This is a genomic window from Chitinophaga sp. 30R24 (assembly GCF_049056765.1).
Taxonomy (GTDB): domain Bacteria; phylum Bacteroidota; class Bacteroidia; order Chitinophagales; family Chitinophagaceae; genus Chitinophaga.
On sequence record NZ_JBJGXX010000014.1, the window covers coordinates 79,161 to 99,276 of the forward strand.

12 protein-coding genes are annotated in these 20,116 nt (G+C 42.1%); 4 read left to right on the forward strand and 8 right to left on the reverse strand.

Annotated features, from left to right (window positions below; translation table 11 throughout):
* The first annotated feature begins 4 nt into the window (after positions 1-4).
* The 4 genes from ACDQ55_RS19760 to ACDQ55_RS19775 all read left to right on the forward strand — a co-directional run bounded on the left by ACDQ55_RS19760 (position 5) and on the right by ACDQ55_RS19775 (position 6,912).
* Positions 5-3,793, forward strand: a complete 3,789-nt coding sequence (locus ACDQ55_RS19760; protein ID WP_420983299.1) for a hypothetical protein — start codon at positions 5-7, stop codon at positions 3,791-3,793.
* A gap of 14 nt (positions 3,794-3,807) precedes the next feature.
* Positions 3,808-4,794 carry a hypothetical protein gene (locus tag ACDQ55_RS19765; RefSeq protein WP_420983300.1) on the forward strand — a complete coding sequence of 329 codons (987 nt, stop codon included), beginning with the start codon at positions 3,808-3,810 and terminating at the stop codon, positions 4,792-4,794.
* A gap of 234 nt (positions 4,795-5,028) precedes the next feature.
* Positions 5,029-6,063 (forward strand): hypothetical protein, encoded by a 1,035-nt coding sequence (locus tag ACDQ55_RS19770; RefSeq protein WP_420983301.1) that lies wholly within the window; start codon positions 5,029-5,031, stop codon positions 6,061-6,063.
* Between the two features lie 252 nt (positions 6,064-6,315).
* Complete coding sequence (locus ACDQ55_RS19775) at positions 6,316-6,912, forward strand: hypothetical protein (RefSeq protein WP_420983302.1); 597 nt, start codon at positions 6,316-6,318, stop codon at positions 6,910-6,912.
* Here the strand turns inward: ACDQ55_RS19775 and ACDQ55_RS19780 are convergent.
* The 8 genes from ACDQ55_RS19780 to ACDQ55_RS19815 all read right to left on the reverse strand — a co-directional run.
* A complete protein-coding gene (locus tag ACDQ55_RS19780) occupies positions 6,889-7,611 on the reverse strand; it encodes a thioesterase II family protein (protein WP_420983304.1) in 723 nt (240 codons plus the stop codon). The genes ACDQ55_RS19775 and ACDQ55_RS19780 overlap by 24 nt on opposite strands.
* A gap of 244 nt (positions 7,612-7,855) precedes the next feature.
* Positions 7,856-9,040, reverse strand: a complete 1,185-nt coding sequence (locus tag ACDQ55_RS19785; protein WP_420983306.1) for a site-2 protease family protein — start codon at positions 9,038-9,040, stop codon at positions 7,856-7,858.
* A gap of 3 nt (positions 9,041-9,043) precedes the next feature.
* Positions 9,044-10,990 (reverse strand): hypothetical protein, encoded by a 1,947-nt coding sequence (locus ACDQ55_RS19790; protein ID WP_420983307.1) that lies wholly within the window; start codon positions 10,988-10,990, stop codon positions 9,044-9,046.
* A 14-nt stretch (positions 10,991-11,004) separates the two neighbouring features.
* Complete coding sequence (locus ACDQ55_RS19795) at positions 11,005-11,502, reverse strand: TPM domain-containing protein (RefSeq protein WP_420983309.1); 498 nt, start codon at positions 11,500-11,502, stop codon at positions 11,005-11,007.
* 36 nt (positions 11,503-11,538) lie between these two features.
* The gene (locus tag ACDQ55_RS19800; protein WP_420983310.1) at positions 11,539-13,974 is read right to left on the reverse strand and encodes a TonB-dependent receptor domain-containing protein; all 2,436 of its coding nucleotides are present in this window, start codon (positions 13,972-13,974) and stop codon (positions 11,539-11,541) included.
* 125 nt (positions 13,975-14,099) lie between these two features.
* On the reverse strand, positions 14,100-14,489 hold the full coding sequence (locus ACDQ55_RS19805; RefSeq protein ID WP_420983311.1) for a hypothetical protein: 390 nt from the start codon (positions 14,487-14,489) through the stop codon (positions 14,100-14,102).
* Positions 14,490-14,539: 50 nt separating this feature from the next.
* On the reverse strand, positions 14,540-16,198 hold the full coding sequence (locus ACDQ55_RS19810) for a cyclic peptide export ABC transporter (RefSeq protein WP_420983313.1): 1,659 nt from the start codon (positions 16,196-16,198) through the stop codon (positions 14,540-14,542).
* A gap of 29 nt (positions 16,199-16,227) precedes the next feature.
* On the reverse strand, positions 16,228-20,116 hold a 3,889-nt coding region (locus tag ACDQ55_RS19815), incomplete at its 5' end, for a non-ribosomal peptide synthetase (RefSeq protein ID WP_420983314.1).

A 20,116-nucleotide genomic window follows, 5' to 3' on the forward strand; every position in this document is an offset into this window, starting at 1 on the left:
AACCATGAGGAATCCCTTAATTGTGCCTATGGCACTAGATATATTGATGGCCCCAGATGTACTTTTAAAAAGAGATGAACTTAGATGGTGGCGGTTTACCTATAAAAGTCTGAACGATTTTCAAAGTCCAGAGCCAGGTGGCTTTTCAGCACAAATTAGAAACAATAAACCAGGAACATATTTACACTGGACCTTGCCACGCTCATTACGTGCAAGTAAAGCGTCTGACAACGCCGAATTTCCTCTTGTGCCTAATAGATGGCTTATTGTAAGAATTCACCGGGATGCAAGTGGTAATAATGTGCAACGCTCCTGGGTATTGGAAAGTGATTGTCCTTCTAAAACTCTCGATAACGCTAGTTTATTTTTAGTACCCAAGAACGTTGTAAAAAATTGGAGTGAAAGTAGTGATCCTAATCGCAAAGGTATAACCCCTGGAAAGATTAGTTTAGGCTATAATACTGGTACAGGTACTGGCTCCGATTCGGGTGTTTATACTGTTAATATTGGCGTACCTATAGCACTGAAAGACTGGCACGAGAAATCGCCAAACAATATGTTTCTGACTTCTGTGGCACCTGGAAACATTGAATATACTGGATATGTTCCTCATAATTTGGGCATTTTTTCCTTTTATGATGATTTAAGTGATGTACCTGCTCAAACTACTTTAAGCTATTTAGTAACTGGCTGGTATGCAGATTTGACCTGCGATATTTTAACCAATGGGTTTACAGGCGAAAATACTATAGCTGACGTTTTGAAAAAGTTGAATTGGACAATTGCGCAAGGTAAAAATCCAGGTAATGCAAATATGAGTTTATATAATGGTATGGCCTTTGGATTACCCTGGAATAAAACATCTGTACCAAACCCTGATCAGTTAGAAGATATACGCAATTCTGCAAATGTAACGGTTGGTATTGGTAATACAGGAGTAGATGCTTTTACAACCCTGGTAGCTTCACAGTTAAAAAAGCTTCTTGGTTATTCGGATATGGATAAGGTGATTGAACTGATGCGAGCATTTCAATATGATTTATTACCTGCACTTAATAATATTAATGGAGATACAATTGTAGCTAACCGTGTCAGAAGGGAATGGTTTAACGTAAGGTCTGGTGGCACCCAATGGAAAATTACAGCAAAAAATAATGAAGGTGCTGAATTTTCCGGCAATCGTAGTATTTCAGCAAGAGATGCTGCATGGCTATTACAACTGAATGTTGATCAAAAAGCTTTGGATGACGCGATACTAATATTAAATAACTTACAATGGGATCTTAATGCTGCATGGTGGAAAGAAGGGTATCTTGGAAAACTGGATCCCGATGAAAATCGCACCGGAGTTACTCAAAAAGATATGGCATTAAATCTCGATCCAACTCAATCTCAAAAATCCTTACACAAGGTTTTACAGCAATTAAAAACAATCCACATCTTACAGGGAAAGGTACCACAACCTGTTAATTCCGACAAAAATAATGTACAGGATGCATTCCTCAAAGGTATTGAGGCATTCGCAAAACAAAAAGGCATTGCCAGTGGTTTTGAATTAAAAGCTGTATCATTATCTCGTTTCTGGAAACCAGCCAACCCCAGCGTTCTCATTTCCGGGGTACAATCAGATGCCATCACAAATCCAAATAACAATTTGGAAATTAGACTACCATCCCAAGTTATCTCTTCATTCAAGGTAAACAATACTACTATTAGTGCAAGCGCTTTGGGAAATATCATTCCTACATTACCTAATAACACGGTTCTCCCAAAAGAAATACTAAATATTTACAAAGAGTTCTTTTTATTAGATCCAGCTAATGCCAAACAAATTGCCACGAAAACAGGTTTGACTGTCAAGGTTGTGGAATCTGCTATGTTAAATCCTAAACCTGCAAATTATTTACCTGGTGTTCTTCCTGCCTGTTCACTTAGTATATGGTCACAAAAATGGAATCCATTATATATTGAATGGGAAATTACTCCATTAACGGTACCATATGAATGGAAAACCACCCCTTCGAGTAGCAAAGCTATAAAAAACTGGAATTTCAACGGCTTCGATTATGATTTAAAATCATCTCTGCACGGAACATCAGAATCAGCTCCCTTAAGTGGCAGATCGATCTTAAGTCCACATACCCAGTTTACATTTGGCGCCAAATTAAAAGCCTTTGTTGATCAATACGGACCGGAAAACGAGGATTTAACCGCTATTTATAATCAAATAAAAGATATTGATAACTGGCGTTTTCTAAGCCAGGAATTAATGAACTTTAATGAATACCTGTCACAGCACGACGCTCGCGCTTACAGGCGCCCCACTATTGAAACATTTACAGTGGATAAGAAAACCATTCGGTTTGCCAAAGTAATAGGGTTTCCGGATGATACAAGCTTACCTCCCTATGATACACCGACATATGCTCAAGGCTTTGTAAACTCAGTACCAGCGGTTCGTGGGCTTGGCAAAAGTCAATTTCCATTTCATGGTATCAGAAGCGGACAATTTTATATCAAAAGGCTTAGTTTGTATGATAAATTTGGCAGGAAGCTGGATCTGATCGTAAATGGAAGTGGGGCTATAAATAATGCTTCTCACTTTCCTTTGGTACGTGACAAAGCAGTGTTAATATCCAAAAATTTAATTCCACATATTAAAGCACCTTTTCAGTTACCACCAAGACTTCTACAACATGCTAAATTAGATATTACGTTTATAGACCACCGCAAAAACAACACAGATCCTGAGGTAAACCCCATATGCGGCTGGTTGGTCAATAACTATCTGGATCATTCTATTTTATTATTTCTATCAGATGGCTACAGTGCAGGTGAGCTATTACTGATACAATCAGGTACGAATAAAACAGTACAATGGGTAGCACCTCCAAACGATAACAGAATCACTATCGACGATCTAAAAGCGAAATCGGAACAGCTTTATGCTTTAATAATAGCACTGAGAGGAAAACCAGAAAAGGACTTCAAGGCACTGTTGAGCATTATTGATATTACCTTATCTAAAATTGATCTACTAGGTAACAGAACCGATTTAAATTTATCTACTCTGATCGGCAGACCTTTAGCACTGGTAAGAACAAAATTACAATTCTTGCTAAGAGAATCACCTCTACAAAGTAGCGAATGGCCTGTATTTACAGAAGCGAATTCACAAATTCCTCCATTTACCTCTTCTAATTTTAGCATTCGCCTGGGAGACATGAGCTCAAGTGAAGATGGTGTTATAGGTTATTTTGATGCAGACAATTATAAAGTTTTCAACAGTGTAATTGCACCCGAAAAGGGGCAGAGCTATGTGCAACAAATTGGTCCAATTGGTAGCGAAGATGGTAATTACATCAACCTGCCTTTCGATAGCGTTACAAGTAAAATAATCACCTTATTGGTAGATCCGAGAGGTTCTATACATGCTACAACAGGTATTTTACCCGTGAAATCAATCCAATTACCAACACAATTTGTAAATGGGCCATTAACAGCAATGGAAATTACTTTCAGAGTTGGACCAATACTATCCAGAGTGCTGGATGCTGCTGCTGAAGGAGGCGTAACTCCCCCATTTGCCCAAACAATACATTACCTGCCTATTTCCGAAAAAAATGGTAGCTGGTCGTGGTGGCAAAATACCAGCCCTAATTCCACTAACAAATGGCAAGGCTATAGTTTAGCAAATGCACCGAATAAGGCTGTCCTCAACAAATCAGCAGCAACGTTACATGACGGATATCTACGATTTATTACAGATTTAGAAACTGGAAATCAACAATAATGTAAATCTTGATTATGAAAAAAGAAAAAGAACCAAAGTTGGGCAACCAAATTAAAACGGATCTGCCGATACTACTAAATTATGATAATACCCGTACGGTTCCATCTCCATTGCAATGCAGTACAGAAACACCTGAAACCGGAAAAATTATTATTAATGTTGATCACAAGGGTAAGAAAATTTATTGTGAGAAAATTAAGATATACATTCCTTTTGACGATAAAAATACTAACGGTGCTGCTGATACTATATTTCATTTAGATGCCGATGGAGAAATAAGTGGTGATAGTAACTGGGGAATCTCTAAAACTTATAAAAGAGCCGGTAGTACTTTGGGCCTTAATCCCAAATTAGACTACATCGAATTTGACATCATTAACCATACAGATAATTCGGTAGTTTTAAACCCATTCGATATTACCATTACCGGTACTGTAAATCGTGTTGCAGGTTTACCAAAGGTGGTAATACGTGAACTCTCCAATAATATTGATAATGGAGAGTTCCTAAAAAGAAATCATGCTATCACGGTTTCCAAAAGCACAACTCCTATTTTCTATTTACGGAATCTGATGACCAGTAATCCCCAAAACCCACTTATTCCATGTACCGAGTTTTCTGCTGATAGTAAGATACAGGTAAGTTGGGATACTAATGCATCTTCAATCAAGCTTTATCATAACGTCGATTCTACACCGTTCTATCAAGGATCAGATTCAAGCACAATAATTGATAAGAAAATAAAAAAAGATATCACATTATTGCTGATAGCAACACTAGATAAAGCTACACTCATCGATACTATTCATATTACCATTGCCTCATCTGCTTTGTTAGCTAATTCACTCGAGAATTCCGGCAATCATTTAGTGAAGAAAAATTTAAACGTTAATAAAAAAACAACTGCCAATAAAATGGTGATAAATGATGCCTTAACTGTTTCCGGAATGACCACCTTCAAATCCCATTTACATATACAAGGTGACCTGAAAGTAGATTGACAGTAACCAATTTGGTAATACTGAGATTAATGAATTATCTATCGAAATAAATTTCAAAATTCAATACCCTTATAATCAAGGGTATTTCAGCAACAATCAGGTATTTTATCAGATAGCTTATTGAAAAAGTAAGTCTATTAAAAGGTTATAAATTAATTACAACTAATACTAAAAGCAGGGGGGGGGGTGACAACTTGTGTAAACAAAATAGAAACATTAAATTAATTACTCATTATGAATACTAAAAAGACAACAACAACTGAATTGTTCATTAAGAATTTACAAAGTTATCGTCTTGGAATGACTAGCATTCCAGTAACAGAATTTCCGGGAGGCAGTCAAATTGGCTTAAAATGGGAAAGTAATGGTACATTCTTCAAAGTTTATAATAAAAATAATGCTACCCCAATCTATGAAGGTACTGCTAAATCTATGACGATTAATCGTATTTTATTTACGAATTCTACATTGGTAGTAATGGCAATGTTAAATGATCAGGTAATGTACGCAAGTATTACTTTAACCATTAGTTATCCCAGACTTACACCTGAAAGTGTGGAAACTGCCAATGATGAAACGATAAATGGAAACCTTACAATTAATGGTAGCAGTACTCTGAACAGTACTTCCGTAAATGGAACCTTAGATGTGAATGGGAACTCTAAGTTTAATAATGTTTCTGCTCCATCCATTAAGGTGGATGGGAAATTTTCAACCTATGGAATCGTTTCAACATTTAATAATAGTAAGTCACCTATTGCCAAAGGTGAATACATTCGGCAATCAAGGTTAGAGCCCGAATCCGATGGCATTCTTGTGATGACCATAGAACCTCCAGAAAATGTGAAAGACACTTCCATTGCTGTTGGCGGAATCTATTATGCTGGACGATGGTTTGAAGCAGGCAGTAATTTTAGTACTATTATAGCTGACCACCACCCACTGGGGGTCTGGACTCCAAACACACTTTCTCTACCTATTGCTGCTAATACTAAATGCTGGATTCGTGGTAGTAACTTCACTGAGAGTCATTCCACTATATATTTTTACTGGTTTCCATTAGGCAATCCCTACTTAATTCCAACGCCAATCGAAGACCTAAAAACGCAGCTTGGTGAGATCCGGCATCCAAAAATAGATCCACAGGTTATGATGGCTAAGCGTAAGAATAAAGCAATTGAAATTGTATCACTTTTAGAACAGGCAACCGATAAAATTTTTGATGTCGAAGTTAAAGAGGAATTGGCTACACGATTGTTAAAATTGTAGTAATAAAAAGGGCTGACCCAAAACATCTTTAGGTTAGCCCTCTAATACTTTATCATTCCTTAGTAAAGGCTCGTTAACTTGTATAAAATAGTTTCTATTAATTAACATAGGAATATCCACTTTTTTATTTAATTTTAACCTAACCTGTTTCAGGTTATTCGTTTTTTATCCCTAAAAAATCTATAATTCCCAGGGCTCATTTCCTAAAAATTAAACACCATCATTCTTAAACCCTTCTTAACCGATATCGGAATGAAAAAAATTATCTTGTTGACCTTTGCTTGTATCTCCTGCTTCAGTGCTTATTCCCAAAGATTTATGCACGGAGTTGGTATTATCATTTTTGCAGACAACGTCACCAGTTCAAATACCAGTACAATAGGTGGCCTTACTTATTCTACACGTTTTAATTTTCTTGAGAAAGATAATATGTCTATATCTGTTGGAGTGCCACTAAATATTGGATTGGGAGGTCGCTTCAGTGGCGACTATAACTCTTCATCTGACAACAGTGAAAGCAACAACCTCCGTTTTATGTTTAATTTACCTGTGGTATTCAACCTGAACTTCGGTCGTGGTTCCACCAGGTCTGCTCATAACCGTTTTGGCTTCTTTGCAGGTGCCGGATATGGCTATTACTATGGCAGCAGGAATGAGAATTATAAAGACAGTCAACTACGTGAATATAATACCAGTTATAAGTATAACACCACAGGACCTGTTGCCAACGCCGGCTTTCGTATAGGCGTCGGCAAAACCCATAATCTGGAGGTGAAACTAAGCTATATGAAGGGCTTGAATAACAATATGCCAAATATTTTTAGTTCAGGTGTAATTTTTAATTTCTAAATCATTACTGCTTCTTACTGCTTTCAAATATTGTTGCCTGATAATGCCTGCCACTTTCTCCGGATGCTCGAATATAAAAAAATGATTGCCTGTTACTATTTCCCCATGGAAATCAGCATGGGTAAATTGCCGCCAGTTGAATAGTTTTTCGGCATTTTCTTCTTCGCTGCCCATAATTCCATAGATAGGTGATTGTACGACTGCGCTGAGTTCTTCTTTCTCAGCGATCTCAAAATCGGCTCTTAAAATAGGTTCAATAAACGCCAATAACTCCGGGGTATTCAGCACTTCTTCAGAAAGTCCTCCCAATTTTTTAACTTCCTCAAAAAAGTCATCATCGCTGAGGAGGTAAGTTGTTCTGTCACCCTTACTGGCGGGGCCTGCATTTCCACCCACCATCAATAACCTCGGGAATTTCCCTTCCGCTTCCAGCAACTGTGTTACCCGCAGCGATAGAGCAGCGCCCATGCTATGGCCATAGATCATGAATCCTCCGCCGGCCACCCGGGCCGAGATTTGCCGGTAAAAGTCTCTGGCGGCGGCTTCTGCATCTCGTAGTAAAGTTTCACCTATGCGGTCGCCTCTTCCTGGTAACTCCGGTAATATCACTTCAAAGTCCTTCAGGAGATGCTCCAATGGTTTGAACGAATAGCGGTTTCCACCCGCAAAGTGCAATAAAAACAACTGTGGCTTTTGCATTTGCATTGTTTAGACTAAGAAGCTGGCCAATTGACCAGCCTCTTAGGTAATTAAAAAACGGTTAACAATTTCCGATTAGAAATCGTAATCCCATGTAACGAATTCCAGTCTCTCTTCCAGTTCTTCCACTTCAAAGTGGTCTGCCAGTACAACTATTTCTTCTACATGTGTGGTGATCTGAGTGTTCATGTTAATTGATTTTAATGAAGTTTAACATTTAGGACAGAAAGGTTTATTCCCGGTCTTAACCTGCCCTTTTGCCAAGAAACCGGGAAGCTAGCAGCTTTAATATTTTCAGGATATAGTATATTAATACCAGGTAATAGATGATGATAAACACATTCCCGGGTTGCCAGCCAGGCCATTCAAAACGACTGGTAAGAGCACTTTTCAAGAATATAAGCAGCGCAGCCGGGAATTGCAGCAATGCCACACCGTAATGCGCCGTTACGTATAAAAAATATATGACCATAGCTGTTGTATTACTGATAACATACCCCAGCATCCATCTTTCTTTGGATGACAATTCCCATTGATAACGCCACTTGCCAGACAGCGATTTCTTCTCCCCGATTTTTTTTAATAAGCGCCTAGATTCTGGTAACAAATTAGGGATTTGCAACAGATCAGAAAGTATCCAGTAGCCGTCTGACCGAAAGAAAGGACGTAGTTGCATACATGTTCTTATCAGGATTACAGCAAATGCCAACTGCACAGTGGCGTTCTTACTGTACCACCAGTATATACCAAGAATGGCTGTCAGCAGCAATTCCACATAGACGCCTGCGCAATTGATAATAATCCTTTTCCAACGTGACACCGACCAGATATCAGAAATATCCGCGTACATCACTGGCATGATGAAATAAAAACCAATACCGATACCGCCCGTTTTCACGCCAAATTTCCGCGCAGCTGCAATATGACCCACCTCATGCAGGATCATGGCCCCACCTGCAAGGGCAAAAAAGCTCCACCAGTTTACCCCTTTTAATGCCCACCATTCTTTCATCACAAAAAACAAAAAGTAAAGATTATACAACAACAACAGGCTAAAACAGACAAAGAACAAATTCCGGAAGAATAGTATCTTCAATGGTGCTGCCATCACAGTTACCAATTCTGCCCTCAGCAACGAAAAACGCATGGGCAGGTAGTCTTTCATGCCTGATGGTGACTCAGCGACATCCGTCAATAGCCCCAGTGGGCCAATTTTAGTTGTTACAAGCGTATTGAATTCATCAAATGAGAGCTTTACCTTAAAAGCTTCCTGGAAGCCGGCATATGCCTGCTCCCAGCTACAGGCCTCTTGTAGCAGCTGTATCAGCTGATAGGTTGAATCGTTGATCAGCACATTCTTACCTGTTCCAGTATGCACCACCCAACGGGTAGTACTATAGGGGGCGATATGTAGCGTTGTTATCAACACCTGTTATTGTTGCCGGATTTTAGTTAACAGATACTCCAGGGTATTTACCACAGTGACTGTTGTAAACACGCGAGAATGATCATCAACAATAGTATTTACACCGAAGGATCCCTTCTTCCAACGTGATACCTCCCGGATATCATGTATCTCGGGAGATGGCACCAGCAAGGCATAAGTACTTTGCCAGCTGCCATCCGATGTTTGATGGTGCAGAAGCCAGTTCTGTGCGGCGGTCAGGTTAGGAGCATTTTGAAGTGCATCGGCATGTAACAGTGCCTTCATAGCCATCGCTGTGTACAACGGGCTTTCACTGAAAATAATATCACTGTTCCAACATCCACCGGAAGATTGGCTGGCGCATAGCCAATCAACGGCCTTCATACAGCTGTTCCCGTACCGGCCCGAGGCTGATAAAGCCTGTATGGCATATGCTGTAGCATAAACAGGACTGGACCACCAATAGGAGTCCCAGCTGCCATTTTCCTTCTGCATGTCTGCCAGGTAATCAGCACTGCGTTGATATCCCTCACCATATTGTGCTTTCCTGGAGAGCACATACAAGGCAGCGGCGCTTACACAGGTTTTGGGCGATAACCATCCGGAAACATCTGCTTCCGCTTTCAGCCCCATAATAGACCTTAGTATGGCAGGATTGTGATAGGTACTCCATCCGCCGCCACTGCTGCAGAAAGCTGTCCATTCTTCCAGCAGGGAGGGTTCTATCTGATATTCCCGGTTATGGAGGAACCCGATCAGAAAATTAAGCGAGTCTGCATCACTGCTTATCTGCGGATTATAGGCGCCGCTGAATTTTTCAGAAAACAGCAACGCAGCTGCTTTGTCCGGCAATGCATTATCGCAGCTTACTTCGGTAAGGTTCATCGCTACATATGCCGTAATCCAATTACGTCCCAGGCCCGCATTGGTAAGAAAGTCTGTCCAACTGCCATCATCCTCCATGGCCGCCCATAAAAAGGCTTTTGCATTAGCAATCGCCTGTTCAATATCTGCAACAGAAAACTGTGTCTTTGCCACATGTTGATGTTGACTACTATGAGAAGCTTTTACCTTTGCTTTATCTACCAGCAGGCTGATAGCTTTTATCTGTTCCTGTGCCTTATGGATATTTCGGGAGATGTAATGCTCCAGTTGTGCTAACCCTGTACCGGCAATGGACGCCAAACTCTTTTCAAAGTTCAGGATAGCATGTTCCAGGCAGTGGGTAGCTACGCCGGTCAGGAACAACAGTTTATACCGCTCTTGCCCTTCCGGTAAAGGGGACTGAAGCTTCATCGCTGCCAGCTTTTCTGCTAACAGGCAGGCAGCGAAGTTAGGCTGCCCTTCCTGTATATCCTTTTGGTAATCATCAATATCATCCAGGTATTGAAACCCGATGTGCAGGTACTCCAGGCATTGCTGCAGGGGCCGCAGCTGTGCCGAGTCTGCACCAGGCAATAAACCCATCGCTACAGGTACCGCGTAACACAAAGCCGACTTACCGGCAGCCAGCTGTTCAAAGCGTTCCCGCGTTAACGTTACAGATTGTTTGGCCAATTGCTTCTCCGCCAGGATAGCACTCAAATACTGCTCTCTGCTTTTTTCAAACTGCGGCCAGAAGTCATGTCCTGCAGGGAAAAACGCAGAGAGCTCCCTGACAGCAGCCTCCAGCAATCGGATGTGCACAAAGAATCCTTTAATACCAGCGCCGTCCAATGACTTTTTATCATCGATGAGACGGTCGCATGATAAAGCGAACCTGAAGTACAAGTATACGGCAACGCCTAAACGCTGCTGTGCTGCTTCCGGCACTGCAGGATAAACCGGCGCCAGGTACTTCACCAAGTGCAGATAAAAATGATGCTCCTGCAATACCTTCGGGTCCAGTAACACCTGTTCTGTATGCGGATCAAATGACAGTGATCCGATTAATGCATTATAAGCTGCTATCATATTAAAACGGAAGACTAATCCCTGCTTACATAATTTCCTTTCAATGCCTTCTGCAAGGCATTCACACCTGCTCTGAGGCCAGTGTCATAGTCGCCTTTCTTAAGCGATGGCACTATTTCAGATTTAATCAGCTGTGTACACAGATCATTGGTCAGCCGGCCTTCCAGCTCATCACTGACAACAATCTTTATCTTTTTACTTCCAGGAGAAGCTACCAGCAATACCGAACCACCTTTCTTTCCTTTAGAGATCGGGATTTTGCCTGCCCCTTCTACCAATTGATCAATCTCTTTCTGGTCGAACGTTTTCACTGTAAGAACATAAATTTTAACACCTGATTCCTTTTCTTCCTGCTGCAATTGTTTAAGCAGTGTTTCTTCTGTTGCTGGTTTAAGCACGTCCGCCCTGTCTGTTACCAGACTTTGCAAACCACCTGTTTGTGCTGCTGCAGCCAGGGAACTTATCATCATCCCGGATACAAATGCTGCGAAAATTGTTTTTCTGATGTGCATAATGCTGTTTTATGATGTTGAAGAAATAACGATTGATTATTGTTTGGTCTTCACCCGCTCTACTTCTTGTGGCTTCTCTTTTTCTTTTTCTGCTTTGCCCGTACTGTTTATCCGGTATGTAAACCCAAGCCTTATCATTCTTGTCTGGAAACGATTATCTGCATATACATCCACATGCTGATAACGGCTGCTGGCCACAAATTGATCCCAGTAAAATATATCCGCTCCGCTAAGACGTATAGCACCTTTTTTTTGCAATACACTTTTGGATACCCCAATACTGATAGTACCATAAGGGCGGCGTATAAACGTTTCATCAATGCTGGAAGACGCGTACTGTCCATACAATTCGGCAGACCATCCGGTACCGAATTTATACTGGTTCAGCATGGTACCATAAAATTGCAGCTTGCTCAACGTATAGGGTAGCCCGTTAACTTCTCCTTTGATATCCCGGTTATTCAGATCCAGGTTCAAGGTAGAAGTAAACCCGGTGAATACAGGAATGGTGGAACTAACGTTCAAACCTACTACACTGCTACTGTTCATGTTCTGTGGTATCAGGAAGGTTTCATTCCTGTCTATATCCTGCAGCACTACTGATAAAATAGGTTTGTCTATCCTGCTGTACGACAGCGTAGCTGAAAGGAAACCATTGAACAAAAGATAATTCAGTTCAATATTATTGCTGATTTGCGGACGCAGGTATGGATTTCCCTGCTCGTACGTATACTTGTCTATATAATATTTAAATGGATTCAGATTCTGGTACTCAGGTCTTTCAATCCTCCTGCTGTAGCTGATTCCCAGGGAATGGTCTTCATTCAGCTTATATTCAAGGGATAATGACGGGAACAACGGTGTATAATCCAGGTTATTCACCTGCCCGGTAGTAAGCTGGCTGCTGCTGGAAGATGTTTTTTCTATCCGCAACCCTGCCTGCATATTGAATTTATCCAGTTGTTTTTTATAAGTCAGGTAGGCGGCAACAATACGTTCCCGGTAAACGAAATGGTTGCTGTTAACACTGTCTTCATGCAGCAATCCGCTAACTTCATTATAATACAAGGCATTGTTATCCGAACGCACTTCGCTATACCTGACACCCATTTCAAGCTTGTCTTTCGTGGTAATCGGCAGTTCGTAATCCGCTTTGGCAGAACCTATTTTGATGGTTCGTGGAAACTTCGCCCTGAAATATTCTACTGTATCAGGCTCTTCTTTCAACTCCTTATAAAAATAGTTATCAAAAACCTGTGAGTCATGCGTATTATAGTGGAGGTAGTTAGCATCCAGTGACAGATTTTGTCCTTTATTTCCTATCGCACGACGAAGGTTAAGATTGTAGCCCGGATTATGCCAGGTACCGTTGGTACCTGTATTGGAAGCTACCCGCTGCAAGGTAGCCAGGTCCGGTGATTTCAGCAATGTGGTACTGTAACCGGAGCTGCGCGTAGGATTATCGAAGTATGTTACACTGGCGCCAATGACTGTTTTCACGTTCAGGTAATAATCCATATTGATCCGGGCATTCATGCTGATATTTCTTGTTTTCTGGTAGCTGTTCTGGTCAAAAACCGTTTCGATATTATCGAGATGCATATCACGCAGATTGCGCAACACATAATAATCCTGAAAACCGTTAGCTTGCTGGTAGTTGAAGGTGGCACCCAGGTTAAATTTTTCCGCCCGGTAATGTAACATAACATTATCTGCTGTGTTGGCGTATTTGCCTTGTCTGTAGCTGAGGGCGAACGCAGCTCCCCAGCCTTTTTTTGCTTCTGTTTGGGTAATGATATTAATAATGCCATTGCCTGCAGCATCGTATCGGGCAGAAGGATTGCTGATAATTTCCACCTTCTCTATCTGGTTTGCCTGTAAACTACGGAGATAGTTGGTAAGGTCTGCACCAGTAAGATAAGTTTGCCGTCCATCGATAAGCACTACGGTGCCCTCTTTACCTTTGATAGCGATACGGCCATTTGTTGTGATAGTCACACCTGGTGATTGCGCCAACACTTCCAGTCCGGTACCTCCCGACATGGTAACTGAGCTAGACACATTCACAATAGTACGGTCCATTCGCCGCTCAATAATCGGCTTTACTGCAGTTATTGTTACGTCTTTAAGATCCTTAACATCGGGCGCCATCACTACCGGCTCCAGGTTATGTTGTGTGGAATTTAACCCAAATGATTCGGTTACAAACCGTTCAAATCCAACACAGGTAATGGATACAACATATTCTCCATAAGGAATCTGATCAAAATCAAATACACCGCTGCTGTCGGTAGCCGCAAATTTCACCGTTGTTTTATCTGTATTCTTACGCAGGGCAATAGTAGCAGAAAAAATACCCCGTTGATCCGGCGACACTACTTTTCCATGAATAGACCCGGTTCTTACCTGCCCTATTACAAAATTCGCTGCCAGAAGGCTTGTCATCAACAGTAAAACAATCTTATGATTCATATGCATTTCAATATGGTATTATCTGTGCCTGCCACCCGCAGGTGGCCTCACATAAGGGTTATTAGGTGAATAAATTCAAGGGTAACGCAAAGGTTTCAGGATAGCCAGGTTAACCTTTGATGGCATCAGAAATTAGCATCCCATACCATCTTTCTCTTTTTACGGAAATAAAAATGTTTCACTTCCCACTTATCCCCTGTCTTGTTCAGCTTCACAATTAGCTTTCCATTGGCAGTATAAGCGTATAGGCGGGCATTCTTTTTACCGATGTGCAGCGTTTGTACATCCAGACAGGATACTTTGTTTTCTGCAACGGGAGCCGGTATAACGGTTACCCTGGCGCCATCCCACGTCAACTGCTGCTGCACATCAAACAGCCCGTTTGCTGCAATGGTCAGATGCGCGGGTTTTGCGCCGGTGGCATCCTGCAATGTTTCATCAAAATGTTCAGCACTGATAACAGCCTGCAGCACCTGCTGTGTATCGGCGGATTGGGACGGGGTTGTAAAAAACATAAGTACGGACAATAAAAGAGTCATAAAAAATTTTTAGCCGATGAGTAATGTTACATCTGTACCTCCAGCAAAGGTTGATTGATATTTATATCCACGATAGTGCCGTAATCAAACTTTACCACTTTTTCCGCGCAATGGAAATACTGATCATCATGAGTAACGGCTATCACCGTTTTACCTTTACGCTTCAATTCCGGTATAATTTCTTTGTAAAAAATGGCCCGGAAAGACGGGTCCTGTTCTGCCGCCCACTCATCCAGTACAATCACATCTTTGTCTTCCAGCAACAGGCAGATCAAAGCCAGTCGTTTTTGTTGTCCTTTGGATAAGTTGGTGGAAATCCTGTTTTTTTCTTCATCTATCTTTATCACATCCTTCAGCTGCATCTCATTAATGAGGAACTTAAGCTGCTCATTATCTTGCAGTGCAAACCGGTCATAGTTCTCCGAAAACAGGTGACAGTCTGTAAATATGGCGGATAGCTGGTTGCGGTAATAAGGGTAATTGGATTGATCGATCAATACATCATTCAGATAAATACGACCACTGCAGGGTACATACAACCCCGTGAGCAGGTGGATGAAAGTGCTTTTACCACTACCATTCCCGCCGGTCACAAAAATACAGTCGCCTTTTCTGATGTCTATATTCAGCGGCTGCAAACGGAATGTTTCCTTTTTCTTTTCATCAAAATATTCATACACCACATCCTCAAAACGGATACTTTCAAAAGTGGTATTGATAGGTGTCATATCGCCATGCCCCATTTCGATCAGTTCAGCAGCCTTCAGCAGCTCATTAAATTGATTGATACGGGCAATCGCAATCTGCATCATCGTAAATTCCTTGATCTCTGTGATAACAATACTTACAGGTCCCATGAGAAACAGCAGGGTGATCACAAAGCTGCTGCTGTCATGAATACTGGTATGCAACAACACAGGGATAGCGAAGAGTACCATGCCTAGCATCATGTACCAGGAATAGTTGCCGATCAGCTCATTACCCATCAGTTTCAGGATACTTTTTACGGTAAGCTCCTTTACCTTATTTCTATTGGTTACCAGGAAGTCATGGTAAATATTATCACTGCGTTTGGTACTCATTTTTACTTCCCTGAATCCACGCAGGAAGTCATTTACATTTTGCTGATACACGTTGGCGAGATCCCTTGCCTTGTTCAAGTCACGCTGGATAACCATGTTACGGAGATAATACAGTGTGCCCAGAATAATCAGTACCGCAAATACAACCAGTGCACTGATAGTGTTTACCCAGAAGAGATAGCCCAAACCAATCAGTACCATCACTGCAGCGTTGAATGTTTCGATAAAAGCCTGCGGGAAACGTTGCAGTACCACCACATCCGCCATAGCGGTTCTTACTTTATCTTCTCCCAGTTCCGTATATTCTTCATAGTTAGAAAAGCGCAATTTCTGAAAAATAGAAAGGGCAAGATCATTACCAAGATCATAGGTAAGGCGGATCATATACACCTGGAAAAAGCGGGAGGTGATGAATGACGATACAATCAGCGCTACATAAATACGCCAGTCATAGTTATTCATAAACGGTGTTTGCTCACCTGCGATTTTTCCGTTGATAAACAACAGCAATACACTGGACCACACGGCGTTTATCAGTCCCAGAAAAAGCAGTGACAGATAAAACAGTTTCGATCTCTTTTGAAATAATTTGAAGATATCCACTTTGATGTAGTTTAAAATACAGGAAATTTTTAGCTCAACATAAATCGTGCAATATTGTCCGCCAGCACAGGCGTGTTTTCTTCCCGGATGATACTGAAGTGATCTCCTTCACAGAAGAGATGTTCAAATTTTCCCTCCGTATACGTTTCCCATTTCAGCATCTTATTTTTCTTTGTAGTGCCTGCCGCTTCTATGGCCAGTATATCAGACCGCAACTGTTTATCAGGCAGATAATTTTCCAGCAGCGATAAGTTATGCGCCAGCAGTTTTTGTATTCTTTCCATATCTTTCAGCAGGATTTCATGTGCTACATGTTTGAAATGCAATTCGAATAATTTCTCCAGGTATTGTTTGCCGGTATTTACTTTTTTCCCTTTGATGCGGAGGTCTCCCAGGCCTGCCAGCGGATCTTTATCCAACAGAATAACGTTTACGTGGTGGCCCGCTGCTTCCAGCAGCCAGGCGGTTTCCATAGCCAGTAAAGCGCCCATGGAGTAACCCAGTATATATTTCTTTTCTGTTGTGCCGGCCGCCACTTTCAATATTTCCCTTGCAAAGGACTCCGCCATGGAATCAATGCTAACGTCGAAATTATCTTCATAATCAAAGCCGCGGTATTGTAACCCGTAGCAATTGATGCCAACTTCTTCGAGCTGGGCCGACAAGTGTTTGAATACAGTAGCAGATCCCACTACAGGTGGTATCATAAATAGTTTACGATTGCCGCCGATAGCCCGGCTCAGTGGCAGCAACAGGCCCTTGTCTACCGCATCATGGCTGATAAAGGCCGCCAATCCCCGGATGGTGGGATATTTCACCAGGTCACGGATGCTGATGTTTTTACCGGTGCGGTCCCATATTTTTGACATCAGTTGCATAGCCAGTATAGACTGTCCGCCGATGCTAAAGAAATCATCTTCCACACTAATCACTTCCATTCCAAGCACCGCCTTCCATATGTCCAGCAGCGTTTCTTCCAGCTCATTCTGCGGGGCTATCGCTTTATACAGCAGCTCCCCTTCTTTTGACGGCACAGGCAACAGCGAATAGTTGATCTTTCCATTAGATGTTAAAGGAATGACTTCCAGGAAGCAGATGTAACCAGGGATCATGTAGTGCGGCAGCTTTTGGGCAAGCCATGCTTTTATTTCCCGGGGGTCTGGTGGGTTATCTGCTACCATATAGGCATTCAGGGCATCTCGTTCATTTGCTTCTTTTTTGTAGGTCACAACAGCTATTTTAACGGCTGGATGTGTTAACAAAACCTGTTCTATTTCCGCCAGCTCCACCCGGTATCCTCTTATCTTCACCAGGCTGTCTTTTCTGCCGGCAAATACAATCGTTCCATCCGGGTTCCATCTTCCAATATCACCTGTTCTGTAAAGTTTCTGACCGGGTTTAAAAGGATGATCTATAAATTTTTCGTTCGTTAATCCGGGTCTGTTGAGATACCCGCGGGCAATACCTTCTCCTGACACAGTAATCTCTCCCAGGAAACCTACAGGCAACAATTGCTGGTTATCATCCAGGATGTACAGTTGCGTATTGGATAACGGCCTGCCTGCAGGAATTTCCCCTTCATCGCCCCTCACCTGGTGAACAGTGGTGCAAACACTGTATTCGGTGGGGCCGTAAGCATTATAATACTTCAGGTACTGGTTGTAATAAAAAGCATAATCTGCATGAGGTGCTTCACCAGCGGTAATCAATATCCTGATATTTTTCAGATGACGCTTTCCGAGGCTAACAAGATATGCAGGAGGTAGTGTAGCAATGGTTACACCACATTGCTCAATATACTGCAAAAATGCATTAGGTTGATTAATAATTTCCTGTTTTAATACAACGATAGCACTGCCTGCAAAAAGAGCCATAAATATTTCGTACACCGCGGCATCAAATGAGATAGTGGCGAATTGCAGACTTCTGTCGGCGGGTGTAAGTTCAAAGCGGATAGACTGGTCCAGCGCCATATTGATGGTGCCACGATGTGGTATCATTACGCCTTTGGGGGTACCCGTAGATCCTGATGTATAGATGAGATACGCCAGGTCTTCTGATGTATTCATCAATCCCGGATCTGATTCTTCAAAATCCCCAAGGCCCACCTGAATGGCTGCCAGCGTTTTTACCGGGAACGTAGTATCATTATCCCAGGCGATTGCTGTTGTATCTGTAATCACCAACACGGGTGCCGCATCTTCCAGCATAAAGGCAATGCGCTCTGGAGGATTTGACGGATCAATCGGTAAAAAGGCAGCACCTGATTTCAAAATTCCTAACATCATGATCAACTGCCATGGCGAACGGTCTGCCACAAATGCAATCACACGGTCACGCAGCTCCGGGCATTCACTCCTGATCCAATGCGCCAGCTGGTTCGCTGCCCCGTTAACATCCGCATAGCTCCATTCTTCTTCTTCAAAGAAGATGGCAGGACGATCCGGCTGTTGCATTACCTGGTATTCAAAGTAGGACTGAATAGCGGGCAACGATAACGGATGTGTATACGCTGTTTGATTAAAGCTATGCAGCTGTTTCAACTCTTCCTGCGAAAGGTAAGACAGGTGCGCCAATGGCTGGTCAGTGTAGATGACAATGCTTTCCAGCAGCTGTGAAAAATGCTGCATGAACCGCAGGATAAATGCCTTATCATATACATCCGTATTATATTCTATGTAGAAGTTCAGCTTTTCCTGTCTCTCACTTGCTACGAAAGAAATATCAAACTTACTGCCTTCGGGCTGTCCCGTTGTTTCTTCCATCACAATTCCATCGATCGATAATGTTTCATCTGTCAGTTCATCATTGTTCTGGTAAACAAACATTATATCGAACAGGCTGGAACGGCTGGCATCGGCAGGTAATCCCAGGTCACTGATCACTTTATCGAAAGGATAATACTGATGCTCAGATAGTTTGAACATATTTTCACGGACTCTTTCCACTAGTTTACGGAAACTGTCTTCTCCGGAAACCTTTGTACGTATAGCCAGCGTATTTACATAAAACCCAACCTGGCCGGACAGCTCAGCTTTCTCACGACCTGCCACCACAGTACCAATCACCACATCTTCTATACCAAGATACCGGTAAAAGAGGGTATTAAAGGCAGACATCAGCAACATGAACATACTGGCATTTGTTTTTTCAGACAATACCTTCAGTTGTTGTGTAAGATCACTGCTTAGCTGGTAATAACAAGCATCTCCGCGATAGCTTTTCTTTGCAGGGCGCGCAAATGTTTCCGGTAAGGAGATGCGTGGTATGTCTCCCGCCAGGTTTTCCAGCCAGAAATTTTTATGCCTGGTTCCCCGTTCTCCTGTGAGATACTGTTGCTCCCAGCAGGCATAGTCCTTATACTGTATCGGCAGTTCTGGCCGTTGCACTGGAATAATTGTTCCTTCGTGATTATAATTTTCTATCAGCTCCGCTAATAAAATGGTGGCCGACCAGCCATCGGAGATAATATGATGCATATTCATCAGGAAAATAAACCGATCCGGCCCCGACTGCACCAACCATGTTTGCAGCAATGGCCCATGTTCCAGGTGGAAAGTATAATTGATATGATCCCGGATAAATTGATCTGCACTGATATTATCTGTCTCCAGCTGCTCTGCACTGATGAAATGAAATACCCGCGGCAGCTCGTTTTCAGACAATACCACCTGCCGTACTTCCCCGTTTATCGGCCTGAAAACAGTACGCAGTATTTCATGGCGGCGGATCAGCTGCTGCAAACTACGTTGCAGCTTTGCCACATCCGGCCTTCCATTCATATAATAAACACGTGGAATGTTATATGCCTGTTGTTCTTCGCTCATCTGCTGTAATATCCACAGGCGTTGTTGTGCGTGCGACAACGGATAATGTTCCTGCAACGGTGCAGGCAAAATACGTTCGTAAGCAGTGCGT

Coding starts and splice junctions, on each gene's coding strand:
- ACDQ55_RS19760 (WP_420983299.1), top strand. CDS start 5: ATGAGGAATCCCTTAATTGTGCCTATGGCACTAGATATATTGATGGCC.
- ACDQ55_RS19765 (WP_420983300.1), top strand. CDS start 3,808: ATGAAAAAAGAAAAAGAACCAAAGTTGGGCAACCAAATTAAAACGGAT.
- ACDQ55_RS19770 (WP_420983301.1), top strand. CDS start 5,029: ATGAATACTAAAAAGACAACAACAACTGAATTGTTCATTAAGAATTTA.
- ACDQ55_RS19775 (WP_420983302.1), top strand. CDS start 6,316: ATGAAAAAAATTATCTTGTTGACCTTTGCTTGTATCTCCTGCTTCAGT.
- ACDQ55_RS19780 (WP_420983304.1), bottom strand. CDS start 7,611: ATGCAAAAGCCACAGTTGTTTTTATTGCACTTTGCGGGTGGAAACCGC.
- ACDQ55_RS19790 (WP_420983307.1), bottom strand. CDS start 10,990: ATGATAGCAGCTTATAATGCATTAATCGGATCACTGTCATTTGATCCG.
- ACDQ55_RS19795 (WP_420983309.1), bottom strand. CDS start 11,502: ATGCACATCAGAAAAACAATTTTCGCAGCATTTGTATCCGGGATGATG.
- ACDQ55_RS19800 (WP_420983310.1), bottom strand. CDS start 13,974: ATGAATCATAAGATTGTTTTACTGTTGATGACAAGCCTTCTGGCAGCG.
- ACDQ55_RS19805 (WP_420983311.1), bottom strand. CDS start 14,489: ATGTTTTTTACAACCCCGTCCCAATCCGCCGATACACAGCAGGTGCTG.